Source organism: Citrobacter telavivensis, from assembly GCA_009363175.1.
Classification (GTDB): Bacteria; Pseudomonadota; Gammaproteobacteria; order Enterobacterales; family Enterobacteriaceae; genus Citrobacter_A; species Citrobacter_A telavivensis.
In genome coordinates, this window is sequence record CP045205.1 from 5,136,021 (window position 1) to 5,157,502 (window position 21,482).

The 21,482-nt window shown below is 55.1% G+C and carries 20 protein-coding genes and 1 riboswitch; of the genes, 7 read left to right on the forward strand and 13 right to left on the reverse strand.

Going from position 1 to position 21,482, the window contains the following annotated elements:
• Window positions 1-39: 39 nt before the first annotated feature.
• From parE to GBC03_27075, 5 genes are read right to left on the reverse strand one after another with little or no spacing between them, the layout of a single operon-like run.
• Window positions 40-1,932, reverse strand: coding sequence for a DNA topoisomerase IV subunit B (gene parE / locus GBC03_27055; protein QFS73616.1), 1,893 nt, complete (start codon window positions 1,930-1,932; stop codon window positions 40-42).
• Between the two features lie 27 nt (window positions 1,933-1,959).
• Window positions 1,960-2,541, reverse strand: coding sequence for an esterase YqiA (gene yqiA / locus GBC03_27060; protein ID QFS73617.1), 582 nt, complete (start codon window positions 2,539-2,541; stop codon window positions 1,960-1,962).
• Complete coding sequence (gene cpdA / locus GBC03_27065) at window positions 2,541-3,368, reverse strand: 3',5'-cyclic-AMP phosphodiesterase (protein QFS73618.1); 828 nt, start codon at window positions 3,366-3,368, stop codon at window positions 2,541-2,543. The genes yqiA and cpdA overlap by 1 nt, the downstream gene beginning before the upstream one ends.
• Before the next feature lie 24 nt (window positions 3,369-3,392).
• Window positions 3,393-3,815: a DUF1249 family protein gene (locus tag GBC03_27070; protein ID QFS73619.1), complete on the reverse strand. Its 423-nt coding sequence runs from the start codon at window positions 3,813-3,815 to the stop codon at window positions 3,393-3,395.
• Window positions 3,812-4,444, reverse strand: a complete 633-nt coding sequence (locus tag GBC03_27075) for an ADP-ribose diphosphatase (protein QFS73620.1) — start codon at window positions 4,442-4,444, stop codon at window positions 3,812-3,814. The genes GBC03_27070 and GBC03_27075 overlap by 4 nt, the downstream gene beginning before the upstream one ends.
• Before the next feature lie 199 nt (window positions 4,445-4,643).
• On the opposite strand from GBC03_27075, the gene tolC reads away from it, so the two are divergent.
• The 3 genes from tolC to GBC03_27090 all read left to right on the forward strand — a co-directional run bounded on the left by tolC (window position 4,644) and on the right by GBC03_27090 (window position 8,112).
• Window positions 4,644-6,131, forward strand: a complete 1,488-nt coding sequence (gene tolC / locus GBC03_27080; protein QFS73621.1) for an outer membrane channel protein TolC — start codon at window positions 4,644-4,646, stop codon at window positions 6,129-6,131.
• 149 nt (window positions 6,132-6,280) lie between these two features.
• On the forward strand, window positions 6,281-6,946 hold the full coding sequence (locus GBC03_27085; protein QFS73622.1) for a DUF1190 family protein: 666 nt from the start codon (window positions 6,281-6,283) through the stop codon (window positions 6,944-6,946).
• A 5-nt stretch (window positions 6,947-6,951) separates the two neighbouring features.
• The gene (locus tag GBC03_27090) at window positions 6,952-8,112 is read left to right on the forward strand and encodes a hypothetical protein (protein QFS73623.1); all 1,161 of its coding nucleotides are present in this window, start codon (window positions 6,952-6,954) and stop codon (window positions 8,110-8,112) included.
• A gap of 34 nt (window positions 8,113-8,146) precedes the next feature.
• Here GBC03_27090 and ygiD read toward each other — a convergent pair whose 3' ends face one another.
• Window positions 8,147-8,935, reverse strand: coding sequence for a 4,5-DOPA dioxygenase extradiol (gene ygiD, locus GBC03_27095; GenBank protein ID QFS73624.1), 789 nt, complete (start codon window positions 8,933-8,935; stop codon window positions 8,147-8,149).
• Between the two features lie 132 nt (window positions 8,936-9,067).
• On the opposite strand from ygiD, the gene zupT reads away from it, so the two are divergent.
• Window positions 9,068-9,841, forward strand: a complete 774-nt coding sequence (gene zupT, locus GBC03_27100) for a zinc transporter ZupT (GenBank protein ID QFS73625.1) — start codon at window positions 9,068-9,070, stop codon at window positions 9,839-9,841.
• 408 nt (window positions 9,842-10,249) lie between these two features.
• Here the strand turns inward: zupT and ribB are convergent, their stop codons facing one another.
• A complete protein-coding gene (gene ribB / locus GBC03_27105) occupies window positions 10,250-10,903 on the reverse strand; it encodes a 3,4-dihydroxy-2-butanone-4-phosphate synthase (GenBank protein QFS73626.1) in 654 nt (217 codons plus the stop codon).
• A 105-nt stretch (window positions 10,904-11,008) separates the two neighbouring features.
• Window positions 11,009-11,158, reverse strand: a riboswitch (FMN riboswitch).
• 132 nt (window positions 11,159-11,290) lie between these two features.
• Between ribB and GBC03_27110 the strand changes: the two genes are divergently transcribed.
• Window positions 11,291-11,587, forward strand: coding sequence for an accessory factor UbiK family protein (locus tag GBC03_27110; GenBank protein ID QFS73627.1), 297 nt, complete (start codon window positions 11,291-11,293; stop codon window positions 11,585-11,587).
• Between the two features lie 33 nt (window positions 11,588-11,620).
• On the opposite strand, the gene glgS is transcribed toward GBC03_27110, so the two are convergent.
• The 4 genes from glgS to GBC03_27130 form a co-directional block, all read right to left on the reverse strand.
• Window positions 11,621-11,827 carry a cell surface composition regulator GlgS gene (glgS, locus tag GBC03_27115; protein QFS74143.1) on the reverse strand — a complete coding sequence of 69 codons (207 nt, stop codon included), beginning with the start codon at window positions 11,825-11,827 and terminating at the stop codon, window positions 11,621-11,623.
• 164 nt (window positions 11,828-11,991) lie between these two features.
• Complete coding sequence (hldE, locus tag GBC03_27120; GenBank protein QFS73628.1) at window positions 11,992-13,425, reverse strand: bifunctional D-glycero-beta-D-manno-heptose-7-phosphate kinase/D-glycero-beta-D-manno-heptose 1-phosphate adenylyltransferase HldE; 1,434 nt, start codon at window positions 13,423-13,425, stop codon at window positions 11,992-11,994.
• A gap of 51 nt (window positions 13,426-13,476) precedes the next feature.
• Window positions 13,477-16,314 carry a bifunctional [glutamate--ammonia ligase]-adenylyl-L-tyrosine phosphorylase/[glutamate--ammonia-ligase] adenylyltransferase gene (glnE, locus tag GBC03_27125; protein ID QFS73629.1) on the reverse strand — a complete coding sequence of 946 codons (2,838 nt, stop codon included), beginning with the start codon at window positions 16,312-16,314 and terminating at the stop codon, window positions 13,477-13,479.
• Window positions 16,315-16,423: 109 nt separating this feature from the next.
• Window positions 16,424-17,725 carry a CYTH domain-containing protein gene (locus GBC03_27130; GenBank protein ID QFS73630.1) on the reverse strand — a complete coding sequence of 434 codons (1,302 nt, stop codon included), beginning with the start codon at window positions 17,723-17,725 and terminating at the stop codon, window positions 16,424-16,426.
• A gap of 241 nt (window positions 17,726-17,966) precedes the next feature.
• Between GBC03_27130 and GBC03_27135 the strand changes: the two genes are divergently transcribed.
• A complete protein-coding gene (locus GBC03_27135; GenBank protein ID QFS73631.1) occupies window positions 17,967-18,587 on the forward strand; it encodes an SH3 domain-containing protein in 621 nt (206 codons plus the stop codon).
• A 65-nt stretch (window positions 18,588-18,652) separates the two neighbouring features.
• Entirely contained in the window at window positions 18,653-19,894 is a 1,242-nt protein-coding gene (locus GBC03_27140; GenBank protein ID QFS73632.1) for a multifunctional CCA addition/repair protein, read from the forward strand.
• A gap of 104 nt (window positions 19,895-19,998) precedes the next feature.
• On the opposite strand, the gene GBC03_27145 is transcribed toward GBC03_27140, so the two are convergent.
• Window positions 19,999-20,820, reverse strand: coding sequence for an undecaprenyl-diphosphate phosphatase (locus tag GBC03_27145; GenBank protein ID QFS73633.1), 822 nt, complete (start codon window positions 20,818-20,820; stop codon window positions 19,999-20,001).
• A gap of 231 nt (window positions 20,821-21,051) precedes the next feature.
• A complete protein-coding gene (gene folB, locus GBC03_27150; protein QFS73634.1) occupies window positions 21,052-21,417 on the reverse strand; it encodes a bifunctional dihydroneopterin aldolase/7,8-dihydroneopterin epimerase in 366 nt (121 codons plus the stop codon).
• Window positions 21,418-21,482 lie beyond the last annotated feature (65 nt).

The window sequence follows — 21,482 nt, forward strand, 5'->3', positions numbered from 1 at the left end:
GAGGGCGCGCGAATGACGCCACCCGGCACAACAACACCATTAGCCGTCAAGATCCGCAAGGTCGCCTTTTTCCTGCAACCAGTTACGACGGTCTTCGGAGCGTTTCTTCGCCAACAGCATATCCATCATGGCGTTGGTGCGCTGATCGTCCTCATCATCAATGATGAGCTGAACCAGACGACGGGTGTTGGGATCCAGCGTGGTTTCGCGCAACTGCATCGGGTTCATTTCACCCAGCCCTTTAAAGCGCTGTACGTTCGGCTTGCCTTTCTTGCGCTTTAACTGCTCCAGTACGCCCGCTTTTTCTTCTTCCGTCAGCGCGTAATAGACCTCTTTGCCGAGGTCGATACGGTACAACGGCGGCAGCGCGACATAGACATGTCCGTGTTTCACCAGCGTACGGAAATGCCGCACAAACAGCGCGCAGAGCAGCGTGGCGATGTGCAGCCCATCGGAGTCCGCATCCGCCAGGATACAGATCTTGCCGTAACGTAATTGGCTCAGATCGTCGCTGTCCGGATCGATACCGATCGCGACAGAAATATCGTGTACTTCCTGCGAGGCCAGCACTTCATCAGAAGAGACTTCCCAGGTGTTCAGGATCTTACCCTTAAGCGGCATAATCGCCTGATATTCACGATCGCGCGCCTGCTTGGCGGAACCGCCCGCCGAGTCCCCTTCCACCAGGAACAGTTCGGTACGATTCAGATCCTGCGCGGTGCAGTCCGCCAGTTTCCCCGGCAGTGCCGGACCGCTGGTCAGTTTTTTACGCACCACTTTCTTCGCCGCGCGCAGTCGACGCTGGGCGCTGGAAATAACCATCTCCGCCAGCAGTTCGGCTGACTGGACGTTCTGGTTCAGCCACAGACTGAAGGCATCTTTCACCACGCCGGAAACAAATGCCGCACACTGACGTGACGACAGACGCTCTTTGGTCTGTCCGGCAAACTGCGGATCCTGCATTTTCACCGACAGCACGTAGGCGCAGCGATCCCAGATATCTTCTGCCGAAAGCTTCACGCCGCGCGGCAGAATGTTGCGGTATTCGCAGAACTCACGCATCGCATCGAGCAACCCCTGACGCAGACCGTTCACGTGCGTCCCGCCCTGCATGGTCGGGATCAGGTTCACGTAGCTTTCGGTCAACAGTTCGCCGCCTTCCGGCAGCCACAGCAGCGCCCAGTCGACCGTTTCCGTGTCACCGGAAAAATTGCCGATAAACGGTTTTTCCGGCAGCGTAGGCAGGCCGTTTACCGCTTCGCCCAGATAGTCGTTCAGACCATCCTGATAGCACCAGCGCTGTTCGCTGTTATTGACTTCATCTTTAAAGGTGATTTCAACGCCAGGGCACAGCACGGCTTTGGCTTTCAGTACGTGCGTTAAGCGAGAGACGGAAAAGCGCGGACTGTCGAAAAAGGTTTCGTCAGGCCAGAAGTGGACGCTGGTGCCGGTATTGCGCTTACCGCAAGTGCCAACGACCTGCAAATCCTGAACCTTATCACCGTTCTCAAACGCAATGTTATACACCTGGCCATCACGACGCACGTTCACTTCCACGCGCTTCGACAGGGCGTTAACCACGGAGATCCCTACGCCGTGCAGGCCGCCGGAGAACTGGTAGTTCTTGTTCGAAAACTTTCCACCTGCGTGTAGCCGACAGAGGATCAGTTCAACGGCCGGAACGCCCTCTTCCGGATGAATGTCCACGGGCATGCCGCGACCGTCATCGATAACTTCCAGAGATTGATCGGCATGTAAAATCACATCCACGCGTTTCGCGTGGCCCGCCAGTGCTTCATCCACACTGTTATCAATCACTTCCTGCCCAAGATGGTTGGGGCGGGTCGTATCGGTATACATCCCTGGGCGACGGCGTACCGGCTCAAGCCCAGTGAGTACCTCAATGGCATCAGCGTTATAAGTTTGCGTCATGGTTTTAATAGCAATTCGAAATGATTGTCAGCAACTGTGCAGTCCAAGGAAATCGACAATCGGGTTGAAATAATCTTCGAAGCCCGTGAATGCATGGTTTCCACCTTCAATAACAGTCTGGCGGCAAGAGGCGTAATACGCCACTGCCTGGCGGTAGTCCAGCACTTCATCTCCCGTCTGTTGCAGCAGCCAGATTAAATCCGACGCTTCCAGCGGGTCGATCTGCATGACTTTAAGATCGTAAATATGGCGTGACTCTAGCACATATTGCTGCCCCGTGTAGGGGTTCTCGTTCTGACCGAGGTAGTCGATCAACAGTTCAAATGGCCGGACCGCCGGGTTGACGACAACCGCGGGCAACATAAAACACTGCGATAGCCAGGTGGCGTAATAACCGCCTAACGACGATCCCACCACGCCCAATGCCTCACCGCCGTGCTCCAGCACGATAGATTCCAGCATCTCTGCGGCATCAGCCGGATACGGCGGCAACTGAGGCACAATCATCTCAACATGGGGATACTGTTCACGCAGCCAGTTTTTCAGCAGGCAGGCCTTCGCGGAACGGGGCGAGCTATTGAAGCCGTGCAGATAAAGAAGCGTAGACATCAGTAGCCTTCAGAAGCGGTATCAGGTCGGAACTCAGCACCCTGCAAACGACAGACGTCCGTTTTCAACGTACCGTCGGCAAAGAGCTCCAGCGTACGCCAGCCCGGAGCGATGTTATCAAGGGTAAAGTTCGCACAATGAGGTTTAAACTGGACGCAGGTAGAAGGCGTCGCCAGCAGACGGCGGCCATTCCAGTCGAGATCCAGTTCCTGATGAATATGCCCACACAGCAGATACTTCACGCGCGGGTAATTCACCAGCACGTTGTCCAGTTCTGCCGCGTTACGCAGGCTGTGTTGATCCAGCCAACTGCATCCCGCAGGCAATGGATGATGATGCAGAAGCAGCAGAGTGTGGCGCTCAGGAGCCTCAGCCAGTTTGCGCTCCAGCCACTCGAGCTGAAATTCACTCAGTTCGCCATGAGGCACGCCAAAAACCTGACTGTCCAGCAGCAGGATTTGCCACTGGTCGCCAATCATGACGCACTTTGCCGGGGAGATCCCCGCCTCTTGTAACGCGCTGTACATCGCGGGCTGAAAGTCATGGTTACCGGGCAACCAAACGCAAGGCGCGCGAAAGCTTGCGATGCCTTCTGCAAAATGCTGATAGGCCGCAGCGGTTTGATCCTGAGCTAAATCACCTGTTGCCACAATCAGATCGTATTCCTGCCTGTCGGCATGGATGGCATCCAACACGGCCTGGTAGCTTTCCCAGGTGTTTACGCCCAACAGCGTTTCGTGCTTTTCGGCAAACAGGTGAGTATCAGTAATTTGTAAGATCCTGACCCTGGCCTCACCAGCCAGAGAAAGGTTTAACAGGCTTTCCAAATGGTGTCCTTAGGTTTCACGACGCTAGTAAACCGGAATCGCCATCGCTCCATGTGCTAAACAGTATCGCAGCCAGTCGGCCAGAAACTGATTAATTTGATGCTTTTCGTCGCGTTGATGCAACTTTTTATTTGGATAATCATACCGTGCTTTGAAGCGAAAGATCTGCTGACTTGAACACACTTCGGCGACCATGGCGTCATGGTAAAGCCGCACTGTCAGTGACGGCAGGCTCCAGTAAGTGATGGTCGGTGCCGTCTGCTCGATGCTCACCAGCGTGGTGTATCGGGTCGATTCAACAATCGTTAACCGATATTGTGCGTTGCCCACCTGGTAACTTACCGTTTCGCCAGGCGCATCATTGCGCGGCAGCAGGCGTCGCAGCTGCGAAAAGTTCGTTTCGCAAAGACGCATCATTTCAGGGAAGTCAGGTGTATAGCGCTTCATTTTTTCCACTCGTTTATTAACTCTTTATAGTGCAGTTGCAGCCATTGCAGGGCGATGACCGCAGACGCGTTATCAATTTTCCCCTCTTCAACCCAACGGTAGGCCTGTTCCCGGCTTACCACATGAACCCGAATGTCTTCGTTTTCATCAGCCAGACCGTGAATCCCGTTTGCGGTCGTGGCGTCCACTTCACCCACTATAATTGACGAGCGCTCACTGGTGCCACCGGGGCTTGCCAGAAAACTGAGTACCGGTTTCGTCCGTTTCACCTCGATGCCAGCCTCTTCCATCGCTTCACGGCGGGCCACATCGTCAACGCTTTCACCCTCTTCGATCATCCCTGCCACCATTTCCAGTAGCCACGGCGTTTCACTGGTGTCATACGCCGCGATGCGCACCTGTTCGACCAGCACTACTTCGTCCCGCTCAGGGTCAAAGGGTAGCAAGACCGCCGCATGACCGCGCTCAAAAATTTCTCTACGCACTTCCTGGCTCATTTCACCGTTGAACAAGCGGTGGCGGAAGCGATAAAGATCCAGCGAAAAAAAACCGCGATATAGCGTTTCTCGTGCAATAATTTCTACATCGTTTTTGGAGAAAGTTACTGGCGAGTTGCCTGATTTACGCATTGTGCCGTCCTGTACCAATAATGATTTAAATGTGAATATCATAGGCGTTTGACTGCCGTTTCATCGACCTTGTGGTAAATTGGTGCAAATTAACGCCTGATGGCACAGAACGCCAACTTTTTGCAGTGGCGGATTCTGCTAGAATCAGCAATTATTTTTTAAAATTTGATCAGCGCTAAATACTGCTTCACAACAAGGAATGCAAATGAAGAAATTGCTCCCCATCCTTATCGGCCTGAGCCTGTCGGGGTTCAGCACACTGAGCCAGGCAGAGAACCTGATGCAAGTTTATCAGCAAGCACGCCTGAGCAACCCGGAATTGCGTAAGTCCGCCGCCGATCGCGATGCTGCATTCGAAAAAATTAACGAAGCACGTAGTCCCTTACTGCCTCAACTGGGCTTAGGTGCCGATTACACCTACAGCAACGGCTACCGCGATGCTAATGGCGTGAACTCGAACGCCACCAGCGCGTCCCTGCAATTAACGCAGACCCTTTTCGATATGTCGAAATGGCGTGCGCTGACCCTGCAAGAAAAATCAGCGGGTATTCAGGACGTGACCTTCCAGACGGACCAGCAAACGCTGATCCTCAACACCGCGAGCGCCTATTTTAAAGTGCTGAACGCCATTGACGTTCTCTCTTACACCCAGGCGCAGAAAGAGGCGATTTATCGTCAGTTGGATCAAACCACCCAGCGTTTCAACGTGGGTCTGGTGGCAATCACCGACGTGCAAAACGCCCGTTCGCAATACGATACCGTGCTGGCGAACGAAGTGACTGCCCGTAACGATCTCGACAATGCGGTAGAAGAACTGCGTCAGGTCACCGGCAACTACTATCCGGAACTGGCATCGCTGAACGTTGACAGCTTCAAGACCGACAAACCGCAGGCGGTGAACGCCCTGCTGAAAGAAGCAGAAAACCGCAACCTGACGCTGTTGCAGGCCCGTCTGAGCCAGGATCTGGCGCGTGAGCAGATTCGCCAGGCGCAGGATGGCCACCTGCCAACGCTGGATTTAACCGCCTCTACCGACGTGTCTGACACCTCGTACAGCGGCTCTAAAACGCGTGGCGCGACAGGCTCCCAGTATGACGACAGCAACATGGGCCAGAACAAAATCGGCCTGAGCTTCTCGCTGCCGATTTATCAGGGTGGAATGGTTAACTCGCAGGTGAAACAGGCGCAATACAACTTCGTTGGTGCCAGCGAGCAACTGGAAAGCGCCCACCGCAGCGTGGTGCAGACCGTACGTTCATCCTTCAATAACATCAATGCGTCAATCAGCAGTATTAACGCGTACAAACAAGCGGTTGTTTCCGCCCAGAGCTCATTGGATGCGATGGAAGCGGGCTACTCCGTGGGTACACGTACCATCGTTGATGTGCTGGATGCGACCACCACGCTGTACAACGCTAAGCAACAACTGGCGAATGCGCGTTATAACTACCTGATCAACCAGCTGAATATTAAGTCAGCGCTGGGTACGTTGAACGAGCAGGATCTGGTGGCGCTGAACAACACGCTGGGCAAACCGATTTCCACTTCGCCGGAACACGTCGCGCCCGAAACCCCGCAGATGGACGCTAACGCTGACGGCTATGCCGCTAACGCAGCAGCGCCCGCCGCGCAACCGGCGTCAGCACGTTCTTCCAGCAGCAACGGTAGCAATCCGTTCCGTAATTAAACGCGATGACGGGGCTTCGGCCCCGTCTGAACGTAAGGCAACGTAAAGATCTCACCATTGGGCCGCATTCCAGCCTCTTCTCGCTTCATTTTCAACCACTCATCCTCTATCCTGAGCAGTATTAACCACTGGGTCCAGGAAAGACGAAAATGAAACGGACAAAATCCATCCATCACGCCTCGTTCCGCAAAAGCTGGAGCGCGCGCCATCTGACGCCTGTCGCGTTAGCCGTTACCGCTGTGTTTATGCTGGCGGGTTGTGAGAAAAGCGATGAAACCGTGTCGCTGTATCAGAATGCGGATGACTGCTCGGCAGCCAATCCGGGCAAAAGCGCGGAATGTACCACGGCGTTCAATAACGCGCTGAAAGAAGCGGAACGTACCGCGCCGAAATATGCCACTCGCGAAGATTGTGTCGCCGAGTTCGGTGAGGGCCAGTGCCAGCAAGCCCCTGCTCAGGCAGGCATGGCGCCAGAAGCGCAGGCCCAGCAGTCCAGCGGCAGTTTCTGGATGCCGCTGATGGCGGGCTATATGATGGGCCGCATGATGGGCGGCGGCGCGGGCTTTGCGCAGCAGCCGCTGTTCAGCTCGAAAAACCCGGCCAGCCCGGCTTACGGTAAATACACCGATGCAGGCGGTAAAAACTACGGCGCAGCGCAGCCTGGCCGTACGATGACGGTGCCTAAAACCGCCATGGCACCGAAACCTGCGACCACCTCTACCGTGACGCGCGGCGGCTTTGGCGAATCGGTTGCCAAACAGAGCACCATGCAACGTAGCGCAAGCGGCACCTCCACGCGTTCAATGGGTGGCTGATACGCATGGAAAGAGTGAGTATTACCGAGCGTCCGGACTGGCGCGATAAAGCCACTGAATACGGTTTCAATTTTCACACCATGTACGGCGAACCGTACTGGTGTGAAGACGCCTATTACAAGCTAACGCTGGCACAAGTTGAAAAGCTGGAAGATGTGACCGCCGAGTTGCACCAGATGTGTCTCAAGGTGGTCGAGAAAGTGATTGCCAGCGACGAGCTGATGACCAAATTCCGTATTCCTAAGCACACCTGGGGCTTTGTTCGTCAGTCCTGGCAAACGCATCAGCCGTCGCTCTACTCGCGTCTCGATCTGGCGTGGGATGGCACTGGTGAACCGAAGCTGCTGGAGAACAACGCCGATACCCCGACCTCGCTGTATGAAGCGGCGTTTTTCCAGTGGATCTGGCTTGAAGATCAGATCAATGCGGGCAATCTGGCGGAAGGTAGCGACCAGTTTAACAGCCTGCAGGAAAAGCTCATCGAGCGCTTCGCCGAGCTGCGTGAGCAGTACGGCTTCCAGCTTCTGCATCTAACCTGCTGTCGCGATACCGTTGAGGATCGCGGTACCATTCAGTATCTGCAGGATTGCGCAGCAGAGGCGGAGATAGCCACTGAATTCCTCTATATCGAAGATATTGGACTCGGTGAAAAAGGTCAGTTCACGGATCTACAGGATCAGGTGATTGCCAACCTGTTCAAGCTCTATCCGTGGGAGTTTATGCTGCGCGAGATGTTCTCCACCAAGCTCGAAGACGCTGGCGTGCGCTGGCTGGAGCCGGCCTGGAAGAGCATTATCTCCAATAAGGCGCTGTTGCCGCTGCTGTGGGAAATGTTTCCAAACCATCCGAACCTGCTTCCCGCGTATTTCGCCGAAGACGACTATCCGCAGATGGAAAAATTCGTCGTGAAACCGATCTTCTCGCGTGAAGGCGCAAACGTCTCCATCATCGAGAACGGTAAAACGATCGAAGCGGTGGAAGGGCCGTATGGTGAAGAAGGCATGATCGTGCAGCAGTTCCATCAGCTGCCGAAGTTTGGCGACAGCTATGTGCTGATCGGCAGTTGGTTAGTCAACGATCAGCCTGCCGGGATCGGCATCCGCGAAGACAGAGCGCTGATCACCCAGGATCTGTCCCGCTTCTACCCGCATATTTTTGTTGAGTGATCGCTGAGGCCCGGTTGTGACCGGGCCTGCATTGCTATCCTATCTGTACCGACAGCATACTCAGGCTGCCCATCTCAATACCATCAACGGGGATCGTCACCGGCTCTTTGCCATCCCACGCGCCAAGCGTATACAGTAGCGGCAGATAGTGATCCGGCGTCGGGTTCGACAGTGAACCGCCTTCGTGATCGAGGTAATTCACCAGTGGATGCTGCTCAACCGGTCCTTGCCAGCTCAGGTTCGCTTTGACAAAATCATTGAACGAGGTTGCCCACGGATACGGAGTATTATCGCCGTGCCAGCACGCCGTACGCAGGTTATGTACTACGTTACCACTGGCCACCAGCATGATGCCTTCATCACGCAGCGTCGCCAGTTTGCGTCCAATCTCAAAATGCCAGGCCGCCGGTTTGGTACTGTCGATGCTCAACTGCACCATCGGAATATCAGCATCCGGGTACATCTTGATCAACACGCCCCAGGAACCGTGGTCAAACCCCCAGGCCTCTTTGTCGAGCGCGACCGGCACCGGGGAAAGCAAATCAACCAGCTGCTGCGCCAGCTCAGGGGAGCCAGGCGCCGGGTAATGCGTGTCGTACAAGGCCTGCGGGAAACCGCCAAAATCATGAATGGTCTTTGGCGCTTCCATTGCTGTGACGCCCGTACCACGGGTGTACCAGTGAGCAGACACCACCACAATCGCTTTTGGACGCGGCAATGTCTCCCCAAGCCGCTGCCAGGCACGGGTATACAGGTTATCTTCCAGAACGTTCATCGGGCTACCGTGTCCCAAAAACAATGCTGGCATACGAATTGAAGACATGATGATATCCTTACTCAGGGAGTCATTTTGATGGTCTTACCATACCCTCTTTCGGTGAATGAAGAACTCTGATAACCATGATGATCATCATCAGTTATTTTGAAGGTCAGTGAGATGTATAAGGAGTCATTGATGTCAGTACCTTTAATTCTGACCTTACTGGCGGGGGCCGCCACGTTTATTGGCGCGTTTCTTGGCGTACTGGGGCAGAAGCCCTCCAATCGCCTGCTGGCGTTTTCACTCGGGTTTGCCGCCGGAATCATGTTGCTGATCTCCTTAATGGAGATGCTGCCCGCCGCGCTGGGTACAAAGGGAATGCCACCGGTTCTGGGCTACGGCATGTTTATCATCGGCTTGCTGGGTTACTTTGGGCTGGATCGTCTTCTTCCGCACGCTCACCCGCAGGATCTGGTGCAAAAAAGGACGCAGCCAATTCCGGGATCAATCAAACGCACGGCCATTCTGCTCACGCTCGGGATCAGTTTGCACAACTTCCCGGAAGGGATTGCCACCTACGTGACCGCAAGCAGCAACCTGGAGTTGGGATTCGGCATCGCGCTGGCGGTTGCCCTGCATAATATCCCGGAAGGTCTGGCCGTCGCCGGGCCAGTCTATGCAGCCACCGGTTCTAAACGCACCGCTATTTTCTGGGCGGGCATTTCCGGGATGGCGGAAATACTGGGCGGCGTGCTGGCATGGCTGATTCTTGGCAACCTGGTATCGCCCGTCGTCATGGCCGCCATAATGGCCGCCGTCGCGGGCATCATGGTTGCGTTGTCGGTGGATGAACTGATGCCGCTGGCAAAAGAGATCGACCCCAATAACAACCCCAGCTATGGCGTTCTGTGTGGAATGTCAGTCATGGGGCTGAGTCTGGTCGTACTTCAGGCGATGGGGATCGGGTAACGGAGAAGGCAGGAAGCGATTATTCCTGCTCTTTCGTCATAACGCGTTTTTCATCATCATGACGCAGTAATTTATTGCGGATTTCCAGTAGCGCATCGCGATCCTGCCGAAACGCTTTACAGTAGCGCTTCATGTGGCAAAAATACCCCACGACCACCAGAACAATTAAGACAATCCAGTACCAGGCGATAAACATCCTTTTACCCTTTAAATTTAACATTAACAAATATTTAGCGTTAAAATTTAACATACCTATTAGTAGGTAGGATTATATACTGGCACAGTATGAAATCGAAAAGATGATTTCGATCATAGAGAAAAAGATTGGATGTTTATTAACCGGCAGGATGTTTGAAAAAGCGAAATTTGCCGGATAAGGTGCTTGCACCGCTATCCGGCAAGGCTGAATTAACTGGCTTTGCGTTCGTGCGCCTGACGGTAAGCCACCAGGTCTTCGATCGTCACTACAGCCATATTGTGTTTGCCCGCAAATTCGATGCATTCTGGCGCGCGCGCCATGCTGCCATCATCATTGGTCAGTTCACACAGTACACCTGCAGGTTTGTAGCCAGCCAGCGTCACCAGATCGATGGTCGCTTCGGTGTGGCCACCGCGAGTCAATACGCCGCCCGGCTGAGCGCGCAGCGGGAAGACGTGTCCCGGACGGTTCAGATCGGAAGGTTTTGCGCCATCGGCAATTGCCGCGCGAACGGTGGTCACGCGATCGGCCGCCGAAACGCCGGTCGTGACACCTGTCGCTGCTTCAATGGTCACGGTAAAACCGGTGCCATAAGCGCTGGTGTTATTTTCCACCATCATCGGCAGATCGAGTTGTTTACGACGATCTTCGGTGATGCACAGGCACACAATACCGCTACCGTGACGGATGGTCAGCGCCATCTGCTCAACGGTCATGGTCTCTGCCGGGAAAATCATATCGCCTTCGTTTTCACGATCTTCGTCGTCCAGCACCATCACACCGCGGCCTTCGCGCAGCGCAGACAGAGCGTGTTCGACACGTTCAAAAGGCGTACCAAAAGAGGAAAGTAGCGTCTGATTCATGGTAAAAAAACCTCACTAAAATTATGGTTACCAGAATCAGGGCAGTCTTAGGAGTACCGACAAGCGGCAAAAAAATAACGTGAGCGGGTCCATGCCCGACTGGATCGTTACTCTCTCCCATCCGGACTCTAACCGTCGGCCCCGGAATTACACCGGATCTGCTGACCTTTTCACCGTGGTGAAAAGCGCTCGCGGGCTTTCAACCTGAGTTGATTTACCGCCGGTGGGGAATTTCGCCCCGCCCTGAGAATAAGCGGGTTAACTATAACGCTATTGATTACCTTCATCAACGCCTTTACCCGCATTAACATCACACAATTCTGGTTTATGCCTCACGCAGATCGCACTACAATGGGCGGTAACACTTACCAGTTCAGGGAAACCACTATGATTGACCCGAAAAAAATTGAGCAGATTGCTCGCCAGGTTCACGAATCGATGCCAAAAGGGATCCGGGAGTTCGGGGACGATGTCGAGAAGAAGATCCGTCAAGCGCTGCAATCTCAGCTGACGCGTCTCGATCTGGTGAGCCGAGAAGAGTTTGATGTTCAGACTCAGGTGCTGTTACGCACCCGTGAAAAGCTGGCGCTGCTGGAGCAACGTTTGAGTGAGCTGGAAGCGCGTCAGACCACTGAAGAAGTCAAACCTGCGCCCGCCATCCCGCCGGTAGAACCGCAAGCGTAAAAACAGCAACGGGCCGCAAGGCCCGTTGACATATCAATGTTCCACTTCTAACTTTCTGGCGTTCATGGCCTGCTGGCAGTAGTGCGCGTAGCGTTTGCAAAACCAGCTGCGGTGCTCCTCATCCATATTGCCGGTAACGGCCTGGATATCAACAGGGCGACCTTCAGCCTGCATTCTGGCAAAACTCCGCGCCAGGAAATCGAAATTGTTCATCGAATAAACACTGTTGTTCATTAGCATATCCTCCAGTCGGTGAATCTCTGTTAAGGTCATATGCTTTTTTCTGATACCAGTATTTACCGGGAAGCGTAGCAGGTTTGTACATATTGTGCGCAAATCAGTTGCCTGAGTTCACACTTTAGGAACACAGGTGATGACCGATTTCCAGGCATCACCTTCAGCCATTATTTATCGCTGTCTTTCTGGATTTTCTTGATGATATTGGTGGTTGAGCAACCGTCTTCAAAGTTGAGCACCAGCACTTCACCGCCGTTGGCCCACACCTCTTTACTGCCCGCAATGTCTTCCGGCTTATAGTCACCGCCTTTGACCAGCAGATCCGGCAATACGCCCGCGATCAGGCGTTGCGGCGTGTCTTCTTCAAAAGAGACCACCCAGTCAACGGCTTCCAGCGCGCCCAGCACGATCATCCGCTGTTCAAGCGGATTCACCGGACGCGTTTCCCCTTTCAGGCGTTTCGTCGAGGCATCGCTATTGACCGCGACGATTAACCGATCGCCCAGCTTACGCGCGTTTGCGAGATAGGAGACGTGGCCTGCGTGCAGAATGTCAAACACCCCGTTAGTCATCACCACTTTCTCACCGCGCTTACGCGCGCTGGCAACGGCCTGTTTCAGTTCTTCTTCGGTCATCACGCCAAAGCCGGTTTCCGCACGACCACGCACCGCGTTTTCCAGTTCGATAGGCGAAACGGTGGACGTTCCCAGTTTGCCAACCACCACACCCGCCGCCGCATTGGCAAAAAAGCAGGCTTCTTCCAGTGAATTGCCCGCCGCCAGCGTCGCCGCCAGCACGCCAATGACGGTGTCGCCCGCACCAGTCACGTCATACACTTCCTGCGCCTGCGTTGGCATATGCAGCGGGGCTTTCCCCGGTTGCAGCAGCGTCATTCCCTGCTCAGAACGGGTGACCAGCAAAGCGGAAAGTTCGAAATCGGCAATCAGCTTCATGCCGCGTTCAACAATCTCTTCTTCGCTTTTGCATTTTCCCGCTACCGCCTCGAATTCAGACAAGTTAGGCGTCAGCAGCGTCGCACCGCGATAACGCGCAAAATCGGTCCCTTTCGGGTCGATCAGCACCGGCACACCGGCTTTACGCGCCAGGGCAATCATCTGCTGTACGCTGGCCAGTGCGCCTTTCGCGTAGTCAGACAGCACCAGCGCCCCAATTGAGCTGAGTGCCTGATTGATGCGCTCATGCAGCGGCTGCGGATCCACGCCTTCGAAGCCTTCTTCGAAATCCAGGCGAATCAGTTGCTGGTTACGCGAAAGCACACGCAGTTTGGTGATGGTCGGATGGGTCGGCACAGAAACGAAGTCGCATTTCACGTTCACGTCCGCCAGCGTTTTGCTGAGCGCACGCGCGGCATCGTCGATACCGGTCAGTCCGACCAGACGCGAATTCGCTCCCAGAGAGGCAATGTTCATCGCCACGTTCGCCGCACCGCCCGGACGTTCTTCGATGGTATCCACTTTCACCACCGGTACCGGCGCTTCGGGTGAAATACGGCTGGTGGGACCGTACCAGTAGCGATCCAGCATCACATCACCGACAACCAAGACTCCTGCACGTTCAAACTCTGGCAGCGTTACTTTCATTCCTGTCTCCTGAGAGATTCAAAATTTTGCGCGCGATAATAGCACACTTCGTCAGGCAACCAGCCACTTCTGCCAGCTTGCCCGTACCAGTGAACGTTCCGCCTCAAAACACGTTTGCGCCACATGGCCCGGCTGTTCCTGTAAAGCCAGATGATGCAGTTCATCGCGCAGCGTGGTATAGGCGTGGGTCAATGCCATCGCCTCCTGCTCGTCCATGATGTCGTTTTGCGCTAACAGCTCCAGAATGCGCACATTATCCGACCAGCGGGTGAGTTTGGGTTTGTCATGGGCATAACGTAGCACCAGATATTGCGTGATAAATTCGATATCCGTAATACCGCCTTCATCGGCTTTAATATCAAAGCGATCGCGATGCTTATTGCCCAGATGTGCGCGCATTTTTTCGCGCATCTCACGTACCTCGGTCTGCAACGTTTTGCCGTCGCGAGGCAGCGTCATGATATCGCGGCGCACCGTGTCAAACTGCGAGGTCAGTTGCGGGTCGCCATAAACAACACGTGCGCGCACCAGCGCCTGATGCTCCCACGTCCAGGCCTCATTCTTCTGATAATCCGCAAAGGATTCGGCGGAGGTCACCAGCATCCCCGCCGCCCCTGACGGCCGCAGTCGGGCATCGACTTCATACAGGATGCCTGAAGAGGTGCGGGTACTGAAGAGGTGCATAATGCGCTGCGCCAGCCGCAGGTAGAACTGCCGTCCGTCAATTTCGCGCTCGCCGTCGGTCATCACGTCAATGGGGCAGTCATGCAGGAAGATCAAATCGAGATCGGAGCTGTAGCCCAGCTCCCAGCCGCCCAGTTTGCCGTAGCCCACCACCGCAAAGCCGCGCCCTTCCCGCTCGGCAAGATGCGTCGGTTGCCCGTAGCGCGACACCATTTGCAGCCACGCCTGCTGCACAACGGCATCAATCATCGCTTCCGCCAGCCAGGTCAGGTGATCGCTGACTTTCATCACCGGCAGCGTACCGGCGATATCCGCGGCAGCAATACGCAACAGTTGCGTTTGCTTGAACTGACGCAACGCTTCCAGCTGTTGCTCTTCGTCATCCTCCGGGACGCGCAGTAAATACTGGCGCAGCTCGTCGCGATAAGCGTCGGTTGCCGTTGGCTGATAGAGCGTATTCGGGTCGAGTAGTTCATCGAGCAGCAGCGGATAACGCGCAAGTTGGCTGGCGACCATCGGCGACGCCGCGCAGAGCGAAATCAGATGCTTCAGTGCGCCGGGAAATTCACTCAGCAACTCGAGATAGGTGGTGCGGGTAACAATCCCCACCAATAGCGGCGTAATGCGCGACAGCGGGAGGGAAGCATCCTGGCGCGTGCAGACATCGCTAAGCAGGTGCGGCATCAGGTGGTCGAGCACCTGACGCCCACGTGGGCCAATAGTGCGTTTATCCAGCTCTTTACGAAAATCGGCAATCAACGCCAGCACGCGCATACGATCGTCATCCGTGAGATGCGACAGCACCGGTGGCGTATCATCCTCCTGCAAGGCGTCCTGCCACAGCTCGCGCCACTGTTCCGAGAGCGCGTCTTCCTGCGTTTCGGTTTCGTCATCGCCGATCAGCTCGTTAAACACGCGGCGGACGTTCGCCATATGCCCCTCAAGCGTTTCGGTCAGTTGCTGCCAGTCATCAGCATTCATTCCCCAGGCCAGTCGCGCCCGGTTAAGTTCATCACCCGGCAGCGTCTGGGTTTGTTCATCGTTAATGCTTTGCAGCAGGTTTTCCAGACGACGCAGAAAGAGATAGGCCTGTCGCAGTTGCTCAGCATCGTTCTCCGACAGCAGATGCAGTGCGGCGATCGCGCTTAAGGTCGGCAGCAGTGAACGGGATTGCAGCGACGGCTCGCGCCCGCCGCGAATCAACTGGAACACCTGCACGATAAACTCGATTTCGCGAATGCCGCCCGCACCGAGCTTGATGTTATCTTTCAACCCCCGGCGACGGACTTCACGTGCAATCATCCCCTTCATATTGCGCAGCGACTGAATCACGCTGAAGTCGATGTAGCGACGGAAGACGAACGGGCGCAGCATAGCGCGCAGTTCCTCAACATAGCGCCCATCGGTATCGCCCATAATCCGCGCCTTGACCATCGCGTAGCGCTCCCAGTCGCGCCCCTGCTCCTGGTAGTAATCTTCCAGCGCCGCAAAGCTCAACACCAGCGGGCCGCTGTCGCCAAACGGACGCAGCCGCATATCTACCCGATAGACAAAGCCATCCTGGGTGGGCTGATCCAGCACCTTGATCAGCCGCTGCCCCATGCGGGTAAAAAACTGCGCGTTATCCAGTTCACGGCGTCCGCCCTGGGTGGAGCCGTGCTCTGGCCAGGCAAAGATCAGATCGATATCCGAAGAAAAATTCAGCTCGCCACCGCCCAGTTTGCCCATGCCTAATATCAGCAGCGGTTGCGGGATGCCTTCCTGACTGCATGGCGTTCCCCATTCGCGACAGCAAGCGTCGTACAGCCAGTCGCGCGCACTGACAATCAGCGTTTCGGCAAGATGGCTTAGCTGTTGCAGAATGTCGGTATCATCCACCAGCGACAGCGCCTGTGCCCAGGCAATGCGCACCATCACACGGCGGCGAAACAGACGCAGTTCATGCATCAACGCCGCTTCATCGTTCACCGTTGCCAGCGCCACCTGTAACCATTCGCCGTACCGTTGCCATTCATCGGCCTGCGGCGGGGCGCTTTCCAGCTCCGCCAGCCAGTGGGGATGCGCAATCACACCGTCCTGCACAAAATCACTCAATGTAAGTACTGACTTCGCCTGAGCGCTAAGCTCAGTCTCAGGTAAGGACGCTGGCAGCCGCTCGACAACGGTCGGCCAGTACTGCTGTAACGGGGAAGAAAGCGGCTTCATTTAAGGGGTATCCTTTGAATGATGCCGGATAGCGGCATTTTGCCTTATCCGGCCTACAAAACATGTCGATCCGTAGGCCTGATAAGCGCAGCGCCATCAGGCACTCCAGTTATCGTTTTCCGCTGTGCAGCCAGAACGGTTCCTGGTTGTTCGCCTCATTGCGGAAATGTTCAATTTCAATATGTTGACCGGTGGCAATCGCGTGAAGCAATCCTTGCCAGTTCTCCAGCCAGGCCTGAACCACCGCCGCGTCGTAATACCCCGCCAGCAGCAAAACGGTATCAATATCGCGGCGTAAACGCGGCAACTGATCGCGATACTGGTCGCCCAGCGGTTGCCCAAATACGCTTTTCAGCTCAGCGGCGGTACGCGAAAGATGGATATCCGCGAAGCGCTTGAAAGAGTCCGCCATTTTAGCCTGCGCCTTTGCGTCCAGAAACGGCTGCCAGGCTTTGGTCACCAGCCACTCGGTTAGCGCCAGTTTCGCCATTGCCGTTTCGGTGGTGTAAACCGCCGTCACAGCAGAAACGGCCGACGCGATAGTAGCTTCCGACTGGGTTAACAGATCACGTAAGTGAGCGCTCGCTTTACGCGGAACAATACCGCCAAATAGCATCAGGGTGTGACGAACCAGACCCATCGCGGCCAACACGTCCGCCTTCGCCGCCTTATTGCCGCGAACCCAGAGTTCTTCATGGTACTGCCATTGTGCCAGCGCCAGCTCCAGAGAGGCTTCCAGCCCGTGTTCCACGCTGGCTTTCGCGGGCACTTTCAGCACCGCTGTCGGTTTACTCTCGCGTGGGGGATTCCCCTGCGCCAGATGATAACCGCGCGCCGCTTTACTCAGACTACCCTGGCGCAGGCCCGTCTGGCTCACCAGCTGATTTGCCAGCTTCAGCACCGCTCGGGTGTCGCCGCTCAGTAGTTCAAGCTCCAGCTCGCAAATCGGCTCAGCCAGTTCACCCGCTTTCACTTCGCCTAAATCGAGGGCAATTTCAATCTGGCTGCCATCCACCGTCAGCAGCCATTTTTCACGTTCAAAATCGGTGCTGAACAGCGGCTGCATGCGGGAGACGAGATCGACAGGTAGCTCACCGTTTGGCCACACTTGCGGCGGAAATTGCGTTAAATCCAGCACAGGTTCGTTCAGGGGGACATTGTATTCCGGTCGCTGGTGTAAACCGCCGGTCACTCGCCCGGCAATTTTCATTGTCATCTCGTAGCGCCCCTTCTCCCCACGAATACGCAGCCCCATATCGTGACCGCGCAGCCACTTATCCTCGGTCTCATAGTAAATATTCAACAATGGGCTGGGCGCATGATGCTCGCCTCCGAGCGTATTCAGATGGTCACGCAGCGCGTTCACTGCCTCGTGATTAACGATAAATTTTAATTCAATTTCCTGAGCCATGGCCTTGTACTTACCGGTTATGTCATATAAGAGAGAATCACGACGAACTTACGGTGATCTTTTTTGTCAGTAGATAGTATTTTGCGCCAAATTGCCATGCAACGGGCAATTTGACGGGCGTAAAAGTTTTGAAGTAGCGGTAAAGCGGACACAGATGATTCCGATTGATGTCGAATGCTTTGCGTAGAGACACTGATACCACTACTATCGTTCCACTTTCTATGACAATAACGACAGCCTGATGCCAAAATTACGCCTGATTGGATTTATGTTACTCGCACTTAGCGCTACTGCCGTGTCACACGCCGAAGAAAAGCGCTATGTCTCTGATGAACTGAACACCTGGGTCCGCAGTGGTCCGGGGGATAATTATCGCCTCGTCGGCACGGTCAATGCGGGCGAAGAAGTCATACTGTTACAAACTGACGCCAGCACGAACTACGCGCAGGTCAAAGACAGCACCGGGCGGACAGCCTGGATCCCGATGAAAGAGCTGAACAGTACGCCAAGCCTGCGCACCCGCGTGCCGGATCTGGAAAATCAGGTCAAAACGCTGACCGATAAGCTCAACAATATCGACACCACCTGGAATCAACGCACGGCTGACATGCAGCAGAAGGTGTCGCAGAGCGACAGCGTGATCAACGGGCTGAAAGAAGAGAACCAGAAGCTGAAGAACGAGCTGATTGTGGCGCAGAAGAAGGTCAGCGCCGCAAATCTGCAGCTTGATGATAAGCAACGTACCATCATCATGCAGTGGTTTATGTATGGCGGCGGCGTGCTGGGACTCGGCCTGCTTCTTGGTTTGATCCTGCCGCACATGATCCCAAGCCGGAAACGCAAAGACCGCTGGATGAACTAAATCGCCTTCTCCGCCGCACTGTCATATGATTAAGGGATTGTATTTCCCTGGAGAGGTGGTGTGGCGTGAAGATTTATCTGGTCGGTGGTGCGGTTCGGGATACGCTGTTAGGGCTACCGGTTAAAGATAAAGATTGGGTGGTGGTTGGCGCCACACCGCAACAAATGCTCGACGCGGGCTACCAGCAGGTAGGTCGCGATTTTCCTGTTTTTCTCCATCCGCAAACCCACGAAGAGTATGCCCTTGCGCGTACCGAGCGTAAGTCCGGCTCGGGGTATACCGGATTCACCTGTTATGCCGCACCCGACGTCACACTGGAAGACGATCTCCAGCGACGTGACCTGACGATTAACGCCCTGGCGCAAGATGATGACGGCCAGATTGTCGATCCCTATCAGGGACGTCGCGATCTGGATAAACGCCTGTTGCGCCATGTCTCACCCGCCTTTAGTGAAGATCCGCTGCGCGTACTGCGCGTGGCGCGCTTTGCCGCTCGCTATGCACATCTTAGCTTCCGTATTGCTGACGAAACCATGGCGCTGATGCGCGAAATGACGCACGCCGGTGAGCTGGAGCATCTGACGGCAGAACGCGTCTGGAAAGAGACCGAAAACGCGTTAACCACGCGCAACCCACAGGTCTATTTCCAGGTCTTACGCGACTGCGGCGCGCTGCGTGTGTTGTTCCCGGAAGTCGATGCGCTGTTTGGCGTCCCGGCCCCGGCGAAGTGGCATCCGGAAATCGATACCGGAATTCATACTCTGATGACGCTGTCGATGGCGGCGCTGCTCAGCCCAGCGGTTGACGTGCGTTTCGCTACGCTGTGTCACGACCTCGGTAAAGGTCTGACGCCGCCGGAGCTCTGGCCGCGTCACCACGGACACGGCCCGGCGGGCGTCAGGCTGGTCGAGCAGTTGTGCCAGCGCCTGCGCGTACCGAATGAAATTCGTGATTTAGCCAAACTGGTGGCGGAGTTCCACGATCTCATCCACACCTTCCCGATACTGCAACCTAAAATCATCGTGAAGCTGTTTGATTCGATCGACGCCTGGCGTAAACCGCAACGCGTGGAACAGATTGCGCTCACCAGCGAAGCCGACGTACGCGGACGGACGGGATTTGAAGCCGCGGATTATCCGCAGGGACGTTTACTGCGCGAAGCGTGGGAAGTCGCGCAGTCTGTCCCCACCAAAGACGTTGTCGAGGCCGGATTTAAAGGCATTGAGATTCGTGAAGAGCTGACCCGACGTCGGATTGCGGCGCTGGCCCACTGGAAAGAGACCCGTTTCCCGAAGGCGGTCAGTTAAGGCGTGAATGCCGGATGGCGATGCGCTTATCCGGCCTACGGTATCGCATCTCAACGCGTCGGCCGGATAAGGCGTTTACGCCGTCATCCGGCATGAGAGATCCGTCAGAAGAACACTACGTAAACCGCCGCGGCGACGATAAAGCGGTAAATAGCAAATGGAATGAACGAGATCCGCTTAATCAGCTGCAGGAAGGTCTTGATGGCAACTAGTGCGACCACGAAGGCGGTGACAAAACCGACGGCAAACATTGGGATATCGGCCGCCGTCAGGAACGACCAGCTTTTGTAGAGATCCAATGCGGTGGCGCCCATCATCATCGGTACTGCCAGCAGGAATGAAAACTCAGACGCCGCGTAACGGCTCACGCCCATCAGCATCCCGCCGGAAATGGTCGCCCCGGAGCGGGAGAACCCCGGCCACAGCGCCAGACACTGGAAGCAGCCAATCATGAATGCCTGACGGTAAGTCATATCATCCAGACCCGGCGCGCGCGGTTCTTTCGGCTTCAGACACTCTGCGGCGATCAGCAGTAAACCGCCCACCACCAGCGCATACATCACATTCACCGGGTTAAACAGCGATTTGATCGTATCGTGGAAGACCAGTCCCAGCACCACGGCCGGGATCATCCCCAGCAGAATGTGGATCAGCGTTAAACGACCTTTACTTTCCCCTTCACGCTGTAGCGGACGACCAAAGTGAATGCCGATCAGGCCAAACAGACGCCGCCAGAACATCACCACCACCGCAAGAATGGATCCCAACTGGATCACCACCTCAAACGTCTTTGCCGTGTCGCCCTCAAATCCCAACAGATGGCCCACAATGATCATGTGCCCGGTACTGGAAACTGGCAAAAACTCCGTCAATCCTTCGACCACACCCAAAATTGCCGCAATCAGCAGCGAGTGCATATCGCTCATCAATAAACCCCTAAATAGAAAAATCTACTGCACAAAAAGATCGCGTTTTATACCTAAATAATTCGAGTTGCGGGACAAAGCCCAAAGGGCTTTGAACAGCGCTAGCGCTGGCCCCGAAGGGGCGAGTCTCAGGATGAGACGAGTAACTCAGCAGCCAACGCACATGCAACTTGATGTATGACGGGTATAGGACTCTTTTATATCCGTTTGGTTTAACAAATATGAAGATAATTATTTTTCTTTCAGATTATTGCTACGCTCAATGATTACGCCCACATTGGCCGCGCGCGCCACCGCGCCTGGCTTACTCAGCTTGATGCGCACCCACGGCGAGTTAAAGCGCGTAAGCAGTAGCTCGGCCACCTCTTCGGCAACACGTTCCACCAGCGCAAAACGCCCACCTTCAACATGGCTAACGATCGTCTCGGCGATATCCGCATAGCTCAGGCAGTCGGCGACGTCGTCACTTTTTGCTGATTTTCGGTTATCCCACGCCATTTCGATATCGAACACCAGTTTCTGTTCAATCGTCTGTTCCCAGTCGTAAACACCAATAGTGGTGATTACCGAAAGTTGCTCTATAAATACAATATCCATCACGACCTGCCTGCTTTTTGGCTAACCCGGATACCACTTCCGGCGAAATATGCGTATTATCCACA

What these genes read in the sequence shown, in the direction of transcription:
- parE (QFS73616.1), bottom strand. Translation starts at nt 1,932, where the DNA reads ATGACGCAAACTTATAACGCTGATGCCATTGAGGTACTCACTGGGCTT.
- yqiA (QFS73617.1), bottom strand. Translation starts at nt 2,541, where the DNA reads ATGTCTACGCTTCTTTATCTGCACGGCTTCAATAGCTCGCCCCGTTCC.
- GBC03_27070 (QFS73619.1), bottom strand. Translation starts at nt 3,815, where the DNA reads ATGAAGCGCTATACACCTGACTTCCCTGAAATGATGCGTCTTTGCGAA.
- GBC03_27075 (QFS73620.1), bottom strand. Translation starts at nt 4,444, where the DNA reads ATGCGTAAATCAGGCAACTCGCCAGTAACTTTCTCCAAAAACGATGTA.
- tolC (QFS73621.1), top strand. Translation starts at nt 4,644, where the DNA reads ATGCAAATGAAGAAATTGCTCCCCATCCTTATCGGCCTGAGCCTGTCG.
- GBC03_27085 (QFS73622.1), top strand. Translation starts at nt 6,281, where the DNA reads ATGAAACGGACAAAATCCATCCATCACGCCTCGTTCCGCAAAAGCTGG.
- GBC03_27090 (QFS73623.1), top strand. Translation starts at nt 6,952, where the DNA reads ATGGAAAGAGTGAGTATTACCGAGCGTCCGGACTGGCGCGATAAAGCC.
- ygiD (QFS73624.1), bottom strand. Translation starts at nt 8,935, where the DNA reads ATGTCTTCAATTCGTATGCCAGCATTGTTTTTGGGACACGGTAGCCCG.
- zupT (QFS73625.1), top strand. Translation starts at nt 9,068, where the DNA reads ATGTCAGTACCTTTAATTCTGACCTTACTGGCGGGGGCCGCCACGTTT.
- ribB (QFS73626.1), bottom strand. Translation starts at nt 10,903, where the DNA reads ATGAATCAGACGCTACTTTCCTCTTTTGGTACGCCTTTTGAACGTGTC.
- GBC03_27110 (QFS73627.1), top strand. Translation starts at nt 11,291, where the DNA reads ATGATTGACCCGAAAAAAATTGAGCAGATTGCTCGCCAGGTTCACGAA.
- glgS (QFS74143.1), bottom strand. Translation starts at nt 11,827, where the DNA reads ATGCTAATGAACAACAGTGTTTATTCGATGAACAATTTCGATTTCCTG.
- hldE (QFS73628.1), bottom strand. Translation starts at nt 13,425, where the DNA reads ATGAAAGTAACGCTGCCAGAGTTTGAACGTGCAGGAGTCTTGGTTGTC.
- glnE (QFS73629.1), bottom strand. Translation starts at nt 16,314, where the DNA reads ATGAAGCCGCTTTCTTCCCCGTTACAGCAGTACTGGCCGACCGTTGTC.
- GBC03_27130 (QFS73630.1), bottom strand. Translation starts at nt 17,725, where the DNA reads ATGGCTCAGGAAATTGAATTAAAATTTATCGTTAATCACGAGGCAGTG.
- GBC03_27135 (QFS73631.1), top strand. Translation starts at nt 17,967, where the DNA reads ATGCCAAAATTACGCCTGATTGGATTTATGTTACTCGCACTTAGCGCT.
- GBC03_27145 (QFS73633.1), bottom strand. Translation starts at nt 20,820, where the DNA reads ATGAGCGATATGCACTCGCTGCTGATTGCGGCAATTTTGGGTGTGGTC.
- folB (QFS73634.1), bottom strand. Translation starts at nt 21,417, where the DNA reads ATGGATATTGTATTTATAGAGCAACTTTCGGTAATCACCACTATTGGT.